The organism is Trueperella bernardiae, assembly GCF_001469025.1.
Lineage (GTDB): Bacteria > Actinomycetota > Actinomycetes > Actinomycetales > Actinomycetaceae > Trueperella > Trueperella bernardiae.
The window spans coordinates 1-9382 of the sequence record NZ_LNIZ01000014.1 but is presented as its reverse complement, the minus strand read 5'-3'; the positions used below and the strand labels follow the sequence as shown (position 1 = coordinate 9382).

Here is a 9382-nt window from a genome sequence, read left to right as displayed (position 1 = left end):
GCCGCATCCCGCCGAAACTCCGGCGTATACGACTTCCTCGTCTTCTTCTCACTCACGAGTCTTCCAACACCCTTCCCAGCCAGACAGGCCAGCCTCATCAAGTGTCAACAAACACAGGGTAACCCCAATCTAATACCGCTGTATTTAACAGTGTTTTAAATCAGCATTACACCCGAAACTAAAAGCTTTTTATTGAGTCCTAACTCGCTGTGCTTCCAGCCACTGCTGCACTCCCGGATGAGCAGTAATCTGCAAATTAGGACTAGCTAACACCCGACCATCTGCCGTGAAAAAAACCGTGTCTATGTGCTGTTGAGTCGCATCCAAATCCATAGCTCTTTCCAAACCCAACACTAAGAAAGCGGTTGCCCAAGCCTCACACTCCATACCATCAGCCGCACAAACTAAAACGGCAACAAGGTCCGTAAATGCCGGCTTTCCAGTACTTGGATCTAAAACATGGCTAACGCGCTTACCCGAACCTATTCGTGTAGCTGTATCAGCACTAACAGAAAGCGCCGGATGAGTAAGCAACAAGTGCCCAAACTCTTCCAATCCCTCCCAAGGGCTTTGCAGGCCAACGCATACTGGGTCACCCGCAATCGAAATAGAGGAGGAACCAAATGACACCACCACGTTTTCCCCTCCCTTAGAAACTACCAAATCACGCACCTGATCTGCCGCATACCCCTTGGCGATACCTCCAAAATCAATTATGGAATCACTAAGCTCAAATTCTCTATTCGCCCTTTCAGCCACCAATTTTTTCCAATCACGCATTTGACGGCCCAAAAACGGGTAAAATGCGCCTTGAGTCAAATTCGCGAATTTTACGGATGCTTCCATGACTCGTGCCAGATCGGAAGAAAACCGATTTGCCTGCAATATATCTTCCAATCGGAAAAGTAATTCAGCTCCAGCATCATGATTTTCCAAACCAACTTCCGCGCTCCCTGCCAGGCTGTAAACGTTGGAAGAATGCAAGAGGGAGCTTCTGAATTCTTTCAAAATATCTTCCGAACCAGCATTTAAAATACGGCTAAGTGCGACCACCTGCGAAGTTTGCTTAAATATGCTAAGCCTATTTTCTAGTTCTCTAACTCGTTGACGAATAAGACGCTGAATTTCTTCAACATTCCCCGCCGGTTCCCAAGTGGCGCACACCAGCGTACCCATAGCGGGAAAGCTATATGAACCATGCCCGATCACTCAGATTACCGAGTCTTACTTTTCGGCGCCAGCGTTAAGCACGGCGTCTTCAACCGCCTGCATGAATAATCTGTGTGAAAGAGATCCACCAGCGATGCGCTCAACCTGATTTTGATCCGACGTCTCCTGGAACTTTTGCACATAGCTTTTTTCGTGCTTTATCGCGTCTTGCGCTCTTTGATAAAAAATCGGATCATGTGCTTTGCCATCGGTTCCCAAACCATAATCTTCATCATGGGGCGTACCATCAGCATCCTTTACTAAAAAGTTTGCCTTAGTGACTTTTCCTCCACTAATTGTGAAATTCACTGTGCCGTAAGAACCATCAGCTTCTTTTTGTGAAACTCCTTCATATTCCCCATCTGGCAAAGTGTTTGCAGCCGGCACATCGGCCGAGCACCCGCCAAGTACTGCAACTCCCACAATCGCTGCTATAGCTAACAATCGGGAACTTCCCATAAGGCCCTCCAAGTTTTCTAACTTTTAAATATTTGGCATTTTGCGATTATTCGGCTCCTGTTAATAAGTTTCACCGAAACGTAATTCTTTTATAGGAGAATCGGCCAGATCGGTGACCTCTTGGGCAATTCGCCCGTGCTCTAAAATTATTTGCCGCTGCCCTTGTGCAGCCACTTCGGCATCATGCGTTACCACTACCAAAGTTGTTCCCTCTTCATGCAGGCGATGAAAGAAATCTATAACTATTTTTTCATTAGTCTCATCTAAATTTCCGGTGGGTTCATCAGCGAGTATCACGGCCGGACGATTTATTAAAGCTCTGGCCACACAGACACGCTGTTGCTCCCCTCCAGAAAGTTCATGAGGTAGATGCGTAGCTCTGTCTTTCATCCCCACCTGTTCCAGTGCTTCAAGCGCTTCCTGCTCATCAGGAACCGAATGATAGTACTGCGCCAACATCACGTTTTCCACAGCGGTTAGGTGTTTAACAAGATGGAACTGTTGGAACACTAGGCCGATTTTATGACGGCGTACATCTGCCAGCTCCACCTCGCCCATTTTATCTAGACGGTCGCCTTCTAAAAGAACCTCACCCGAAGTGGGTGAATCCAAACAACCCAAAATATTCATCAGGGTCGATTTCCCCGAACCAGATGGGCCCACTATGGAAAGCCATTGACCACGCGGAATTTCCAAGCTCACGTTGTCGAGTGCCGCAAGATCGCCGTAGTGCCGACTAGCCGAGCGTACTGAATATATAGAATCTGCGGGCATTATTCTCCCCCTAGAACTTGTGAAGGATCTATTTTGGTGATTCTGCGTGCTGGCATCAAACAGCCCAGCATCGCTATGACTATTGAAAATATGAGTGTTATTGGCACGACCCACCAATTTATATTCAGGTTTATGGCAAACACACGGCGTGATATTTCCGCTGCGATCCACACCCCTGTAGCTGCACCTAACGTCCCCCCGAATACTCCCAGCATAAGCGATTCTCCTACGAATTCGCGCATAACATCACCAGGCAGTGCACCAAGAGCCTTCTTCAATCCGATTTCCTTGGAGCGTTCTGAAATTATCGAATTAAGAGTTGTGGAAACCGCTATCAAGGTGAGCAGCGATATTATTGCCGAAACTATCCAAATTAAGGTACGCAAAGTAGTGGCGATTCCGGTTTCCGCCTCTGAAATACGGCGCACTACTTGAGCGTCAGCATTTTTTACTTTAGTGTTTATTTGTTTGGCGTATTGCGCAATTACTTTAGAGTCTGCATCTATTGAGTACTCGATGATGTCATAACCACGATCTCCTAAAAATTCACTTAGTGTTTTAGTGCTCATTACTATCTGCTCGTCTTCCGGCCCTCCGGTGTGAATAATTCCAGAAACCTTCATCTGTTTAGAGACCGCATTTTCAGACGTGGGTTGCATCAGACCAACCTCATCCCCAATTGAGAAACGATAACGCGTAGCCACATCTGCGCCCACCAAGAATTCATCATCATTAGCAGGCATTTTCCCATCTAAGTTCCAATATGGGCGGACACCTTGCACAGCGTCCAAATCCGTTGCCATTACCTGCAATGGCTGCTGATTGTATAGTAGGTTTCCATACTGGTATCCGGCGCGTTTAAGTACGCTGTTGCCAACTATGGAATCAGTTTCCTGCAATGTGCCATCCGTAAGGTTTTCTGAAGAATCAGGCAATATAACCATATTGGCACCAAACGCACGCAACTCCTTACTCATTTGGGCCGGAACAGTGAAGGCCACCAAACCCAATGCGGCCAAAGTTGTACCCCCCACCGCTATTGACAGGGAGGCAATGAAAACACGGGTAATCCGATTTAAAAACGCCTTCCAGATCATGCGCAAATACATCGCAGTATGCTTATTCTTCACGGTTACCTCCCGTGCAACACTTGGGCCGGCTGCACACGTACCAGTGAACGGATGGCAGGCAAAGATCCCAAAAGTACGGTTACAAACACAATTAACGCCATTAGAGGGGCCACAATTGGCCGCATAGCTATAGCGGATCCAAAAACAATGTGTCCGATTAGTTGAGCCAATCCGAAACCTAAAGCAAATCCAACAACTCCGCCAAACAACCCAACGATAAGAACCTCTGCCAACATGAGTCGAATAATTTCTCGGTTTCGTGCACCTATAGCCTTCATTAAACCAATTTCACGTGAACGCTCCATAACCGAAGCGAACACCAAATTCGCAATCCCTAAAGACGATCCAATCACTGCAAATAGGGCAACAAAAGCCATAATAAGCTCAGTTTTATTAAGGATCTCCCCCTCAGTATCTGCAACTTGACGTACGGGCTTAGCCACTGCGTTGGTCATAACTTCCTCTATCTGATAGGCAATAGAGGAAACATAGGCCGTGCAATACCATGTTTCCCACTCGTCCAAAGTGAGCAATGTAGGATCTTCAGCAGCTTTACGAGACAGATCATTATCCGGCGTAGTAATTGCGCGTACCTCTACCCGATCAACCTCATTATCCCGCCCGGTAAGCTGTTGAACCAGATCAAGATCTGCATATATTTGCGAATCTTCTGCATCTCCGCCCGTAAAAATTCCGGAAATAACCACATCGACAACATCACCGTTTTTATCACGAATTTGTAAAGTATCGTCAACTTTCCAATCATTCTTTGTAGCAATACGGGAACCCACTATTACCTCTTTAGGCGTCTTTCCCCAAGTTCCCTCCCATTTCCACCATTCCCGCATGCCGTCCATACCCGTCATAACCTTTTCTCCGGTTGGAATGGCGAGTTCTTTATCAAACCAGGTACCCCGCACCTGCTCTTCTTTACCGTCTACTTCAAGCTTTGTTTCCAAATAGGGAGTGAAGTTTTCAATATTGTACGTCCAAAATATGGTTTTCATATTCGGTAATTCATCTTCCCGCAACGCGCCGCCACCCTGCTCGGAAGAGTCAATATTGTACAAATCCGCGGCCATTGCCCTACCTTGGGGAAGAACCTGCAAATTAGAACCATAAGAGCTGAGTTCTTCTTGTACTTTATCTCCAACATCAAACATCACCGCCAGCATCGATGTTGTAAGGGAAGCACCCAACATTACTGTCACAGCTATCATCAGGCGTTTAACTGCCTGCCTACGCAATGCGCGGGCTATCATAATCCAGAAAAACATATCAGCTAAACACCTTCTCGTGGCTTTCTAACTCTTCAGCGAAAAACTTTAAGCGAGTATCTTCCACCTCATATTTGATTGGGATCGGGTTGCAACCGCCGGGGAATCCAATGGTTTGCACGTTCATCATCACGTCACACTTAGAACAAATTATTTTTCCCTTATCTTCGTAATATCCCGAATCTCCACAAATTTCACAGGCATCTAAACCTACACCAAAAGCGACCTCATTTTTACGCACCACCAAAAATCTAACTTCCACTCCGTTTCCTGTTTTGTACCCAAAACGATGTAGGTGACCATCAGAAACCAGCAGACGATCCACGTATACAAAATCGCCTTCCAAGGTCGTGGCTTCCAAATCTGTTAGTTCAGGAACATACTCTGAGCGTCTCTTTCCATCCGTCAACGACCAGGCAAACGCAATTGCAAGGACCGAAGATAAACCAAAAAATTGACGGCGGCTTATGGTGTCTGCTTTTTGTAAACGGCGCTCTGCAGGATTATGTGGAGGTTTTTTAACCTGCGTCCACAGCGCTATAAAACCAGGGAAAGCAATTAGAAACACTAGTATCAGCTGAGTCATCGCCTCATTGCGTTGAATCCACAAAACTATGTCAAATAGGCCGGGGAAAGACGGCACTATCCGCCTCGTAGCGAACTGTTGATACAGCAAAATCATGCGGGGCAGTATCATCGCCATAAAAACTACCGAAGTGACTAGGGTGCGCACCCACCAAGGAACTTTTTTCGCACATTGGACATATCCCCAACAGGCAACCACCGCCAAAATTGTTCCTAAAGAAAACCCGGCCAAACGTAAAAGGGAGGCGGTTTCAAAAACTGATCCACCCGTGTGCACAATCGAATCGGTGGAATAAAAATATGGAACCGCATAGTAAAGAGCAGAGGTACATATAGCCAATATCGCGGTTATGGTCAGCCCCCGGTGGCGCATTCCCTGGTTTATATCATGCAAATCCCTATCGCCAAACAACCAAAGCATTACCAAAAACGCGAACATGGTAATAAACAGCGCGATTCCCGCCCAGGCGGTAAAAACAGGAATATCAACGTGCGGGGTGTTCAACCGCAACCATGTGAAAACACCCGCGCCCAAAAGGCCAATAGCGGTTGAAGCAAAAGTTAGTTTGGCAACCGTTTGTCGCTCCATAGGTGCATGAGCTCGGCTGGCTACCAAAATACTCACCGCTAGACACAAAGGAAGCGCCGTTTGAATTGAAACAATGAACAATTCCAACATGTAAATCCCTGCAAAAAGTTAAAAATAGCTACTAAATTATTTAGTTCAAATAACCGATCATGAAACTGTACATAAGTGTGAGAGCTCGGCGGCAATGCCCCGAGCTCTCACACGCGGTTAGCTTAAAGCAGCTGGCCGTCCCACTTCCAGTTTTCGAAAGTGAACTTCAGTGGCTCGGTCCAGAAACGCCCGTCAACAGCGGAGGTATCTTTTCCAGTGTGCAGCATGAACTTGTCAGCAGGTGAAGGAATCTCAACTTCAACACGGTACTCGCCCGGTTCCAGCTTGATGTTATTTCCGTAGTGCGGGCCGTCAGAAGCCACCATGGGCATCATCGTCCCTAAATCCTTGACCAAGCCACCCGTGGCCTGATCATAAATTTTCACGTTTATCTCCAAGTAAGGCATGAACTGATCGGCTTCATAACCGATTTCAGCAGCCTTCTCATTGGTAGCAACGTCAACTTCGAAGTGCATGTCAGATTCGGAAGCCGGCGGTACTAGCACCGAGCCTTGCTCCATGTCGATTGCCTGGAAGTAAACCAAATCAACAGTTAACGGACCACTGGTCTGCGGGCCTGAATCGCCAACCGGAATTTCGTTAATTCCTACTGCCTGCCCTTTTTCAGCAGAGCTCGTCTTTTCGTCGGCGGTATTCTGCACAGAAGTACCCTTTTCATCCTTGGGCTTGTCACCAGAATCATTCGAGCAACCAGCAAGACTCAAGGTAAGCGCGAATGCCGCTCCAAGAGCAACCATTGCTTTCTTGATCTTCATTTGTTTTTCCTTTCGTGTTTCGGGATTTCCCGGCCAAAATTGGAGATGTTAGAACTGATGTAACGTTACTGACTAAACAGAAGTTGTATCTTTCACCGATCTTTGTTCGTTATTTGCTGCGCTAGCACAGCTCTCCCGTTTTGTGTTTTTGCTGATGCGATATTGCACAACAGCCAAAATTATGAGAATTACAACCACAATTGCCTGTGCCACCAAAGTCTGAACCGTTGGGTAAAGACCAAGCACAGCTATTTCCGGTACGCCCGGAACATCAGTTGTATGCAGCCAAGTTGCATCCTGGAACTCTTTAGCAGCGCCACCCGCAATGGTAACTGCCAACATGCCCAACAGAACCGAAGTCCACCGGAAGAACTTCCTGATTGGTAGACGAACTCCAAATACCCACACCAGTAGGAATAGGATTATCAAAATGACTAGTGCAACTCCCACCCCAAGCCAAATGAATGCGTAATCCGAACCGGAACGCGCCGCGGTGAGTATAGGAGAGAAGAACAATATGGTTTCCGCGCCCTCACGCAACACCGCCAGGAACGCAACCAAGGCTAGTCCGAATACGCCACCCGACTGAGTCTTAGATCCGGCAACAGATTGCATGTACTCATTCCATTTGGCCCCATGAGACTTGGAGAAGATCCAGTTGGAAACGTATATGAGCATCAGCACCGCAGCAATACCGGTAAAGCCCTCGATCAACTCTTGTGCCAACCCTGAAACGTTTGATGTGAGGCGAGCCAGCACTATAGCGATCATTACCGACAAAACGATGGCTGCGACCACGCCGACTATGATTCCAGCTACCTGATCCTTACGCTTTGCCTTCATAGCATAGGTAATAACAGCAGCCACAACCAGGAGGGCTTCAGCACCCTCACGCAGCAGAATTAGGAACGAGGCAAAGAATCCCTTCCACCCAAGTCCCTCATTGGAACCAGCCAGCTTGTCCAGCTCAGTGGCGTCCTCATTCACCATTGACTTTAAGTTTTCAGCTATCTTGACAACTTCATCGTGTGCCAATCCGCCACGAATTCCCTGACGCAGATCTCGGAATCCGTTTTCAACTTCAGAAACTCGCCCCTGCCCTATGTAGGAGATTGTTGCCTTCTCTAGCCCCTCGGCTTCATAGTGTTGTAAGTAGGCAGCGGTAGCGTGCTTGTAGCCCTTATCCACATCACCCGCGCCGTACTCTTTAACAGAGGTGTCAATATTTTCCACGATTGCTTGGGCTACCCTAGTCCACTGATCTGAAATAGTCTTAGTGGTGGCAAGTTCGGCAACGTCTTTATTTAGATGGTCAATGGCAGTTTTTACCGCTTGTTCGACCTCGTCTTGAGGTGCCCCCTCATTGGAAAGCGTGCGCACGTTTAGCAAAACTGCAACAAAGTCTTCTTGCCTATCCCGCCCGAGCCTGTGGCGAATTTGATCTTCAAGGCCGGAAACCTGGTAAATATCATAGTAAGCTTTTCTGATGGAGTGTTGAACTGCCTTAGAATCTCCCGAAGCATACTCGGCAGGAATACCCTCCAGGTACTCTTCCATTTTTGTTACTACCGGCTGCCAATCCTCTTCTTCTTGTGCATTCGCCGTAAGAGACGAAGAAAGAGCGAAGAACACTCCCACAAAGAGGAAAATCGCTAAAATCTTCGATATTCGCGCGCCCGATGCACTGCTAGGCGAAAACGCCATCATTCGCCCTCCAGCTTTTGTTAGCCTAACCTAATAACCAGTATGAGCATACGCGCTACCACTTTAATTGCGCAAGGCCGGCATGTTGAAAATAGGATCTTTGAGAACAAGTTCTCAAGGGATACTCCAAATGAACCGCGAGTTCAAGAAGCAGTTCGGCATCTCCATCCCCCTCATCCCCTTGAAAGAAACAGGTTAGATCCACGCTGGTAACGCCACGCGCCTAGACTGGGACGAGGCCTGCCCGAACAACGGCGAAGACGAGATCTACCTGATCGGCAACCCACCATATGTGGGATCGAGCATGCAGACCACAGAGCAGAAGGCGGATTACCCGGTGGTTTTCGGTAGCTCCAAGTACCCGAAGAAGCTCGACTACATTTCTCTCTGGTTTATCAAGGGCGCCGCTACATCTCCGGCACCCGTGCCGAGCTGGCCTTTGTTTCTACCAACTCCATTACCCAGGGCGAACACGTCGGTCTTCTGTCCCCCCCCTGCTTCACGAACAAGACGTAGAGATCGGGTACGCCTATACCTCATTTAAATGGGGGAATAATGCCAAGTTCAACGCCGGCGTCACGGTTGTGGTTGTAAGCCTGCGTCCCATCTCAAATGCGCCCATGGGGTTACCCTGTGTTTGTTGACACTTGATGAGGCTGGCTTGTCTGGCTGGGAAGGGTGTTGGAAGACTCGTGAGTGAGAAGAAGACGAGGAAGTCGTATACGCCGGAGTTTCGGCGGGATGCGGCCTCGATTGTGATTGATCAACAGACCTCGATTGCGAGCGTTG

At 47.8% G+C, this 9382-nt stretch carries 9 protein-coding genes and 1 pseudogene; 2 read left to right on the top strand and 8 right to left on the bottom strand.

What is annotated here, in order from left to right; all coding sequences use genetic code 11:
* Positions 1 to 189: 189 nt before the first annotated feature.
* The 8 genes from AQZ59_RS09275 to AQZ59_RS08835 form a co-directional block, all read right to left on the bottom strand.
* Positions 190 to 1176 carry an FAD:protein FMN transferase gene (locus AQZ59_RS09275; protein ID WP_082661260.1) on the bottom strand — a complete coding sequence of 329 codons (987 nt, stop codon included), beginning with the start codon at positions 1174 to 1176 and terminating at the stop codon, positions 190 to 192.
* 48 nt (positions 1177 to 1224) lie between these two features.
* On the bottom strand, positions 1225 to 1668 hold the full coding sequence (locus AQZ59_RS08865) for an FMN-binding protein (protein WP_062614285.1): 444 nt from the start codon (positions 1666 to 1668) through the stop codon (positions 1225 to 1227).
* A gap of 60 nt (positions 1669 to 1728) precedes the next feature.
* The gene (locus tag AQZ59_RS08860; protein ID WP_016444852.1) at positions 1729 to 2442 is read right to left on the bottom strand and encodes an ABC transporter ATP-binding protein; all 714 of its coding nucleotides are present in this window, start codon (positions 2440 to 2442) and stop codon (positions 1729 to 1731) included.
* Positions 2442 to 3572 carry an ABC transporter permease gene (locus tag AQZ59_RS08855; RefSeq protein WP_016444851.1) on the bottom strand — a complete coding sequence of 377 codons (1131 nt, stop codon included), beginning with the start codon at positions 3570 to 3572 and terminating at the stop codon, positions 2442 to 2444. The genes AQZ59_RS08860 and AQZ59_RS08855 overlap by 1 nt, the downstream gene beginning before the upstream one ends.
* A 2-nt stretch (positions 3573 to 3574) precedes the next feature.
* A complete protein-coding gene (locus AQZ59_RS08850) occupies positions 3575 to 4849 on the bottom strand; it encodes an ABC transporter permease (RefSeq protein ID WP_016444850.1) in 1275 nt (424 codons plus the stop codon).
* 1 nt (position 4850) lies between these two features.
* Positions 4851 to 6113, bottom strand: a complete 1263-nt coding sequence (locus AQZ59_RS08845) for a DUF2318 domain-containing protein (RefSeq protein ID WP_062614284.1) — start codon at positions 6111 to 6113, stop codon at positions 4851 to 4853.
* A 122-nt stretch (positions 6114 to 6235) separates the two neighbouring features.
* On the bottom strand, positions 6236 to 6889 hold the full coding sequence (locus tag AQZ59_RS08840) for an iron transporter (protein WP_180947739.1): 654 nt from the start codon (positions 6887 to 6889) through the stop codon (positions 6236 to 6238).
* A 72-nt stretch (positions 6890 to 6961) separates the two neighbouring features.
* Positions 6962 to 8596, bottom strand: a complete 1635-nt coding sequence (locus AQZ59_RS08835; RefSeq protein ID WP_062614283.1) for an FTR1 family iron permease — start codon at positions 8594 to 8596, stop codon at positions 6962 to 6964.
* A 196-nt stretch (positions 8597 to 8792) separates the two neighbouring features.
* On the opposite strand from AQZ59_RS08835, the pseudogene AQZ59_RS09875 reads away from it, so the two are divergent.
* A pseudogene (locus AQZ59_RS09875) lies at positions 8793 to 9109 on the top strand (DNA methyltransferase).
* Entirely contained in the window at positions 9088 to 9237 is a 150-nt protein-coding gene (locus AQZ59_RS09925; protein ID WP_413788361.1) for a DNA methyltransferase, read from the top strand. The pseudogene AQZ59_RS09875 and the gene AQZ59_RS09925 overlap by 22 nt, the downstream one beginning before the upstream one ends.
* The last annotated feature ends 145 nt before the right edge of the window (positions 9238 to 9382 follow it).

Bases quoted from the DNA above. Each gene is read 5' to 3' on its own strand.
- AQZ59_RS09275 (WP_082661260.1), bottom strand. From the start codon at position 1,176: ATGGGTACGCTGGTGTGCGCCACTTGGGAACCGGCGGGGAATGTTGAA.
- AQZ59_RS08850 (WP_016444850.1), bottom strand. From the start codon at position 4,849: ATGTTTTTCTGGATTATGATAGCCCGCGCATTGCGTAGGCAGGCAGTT.
- AQZ59_RS08845 (WP_062614284.1), bottom strand. From the start codon at position 6,113: ATGTTGGAATTGTTCATTGTTTCAATTCAAACGGCGCTTCCTTTGTGT.
- AQZ59_RS08835 (WP_062614283.1), bottom strand. From the start codon at position 8,596: ATGATGGCGTTTTCGCCTAGCAGTGCATCGGGCGCGCGAATATCGAAG.
- AQZ59_RS08860 (WP_016444852.1), bottom strand. From the start codon at position 2,442: ATGCCCGCAGATTCTATATATTCAGTACGCTCGGCTAGTCGGCACTAC.
- AQZ59_RS08865 (WP_062614285.1), bottom strand. From the start codon at position 1,668: ATGGGAAGTTCCCGATTGTTAGCTATAGCAGCGATTGTGGGAGTTGCA.
- AQZ59_RS08840 (WP_180947739.1), bottom strand. From the start codon at position 6,889: ATGAAGATCAAGAAAGCAATGGTTGCTCTTGGAGCGGCATTCGCGCTT.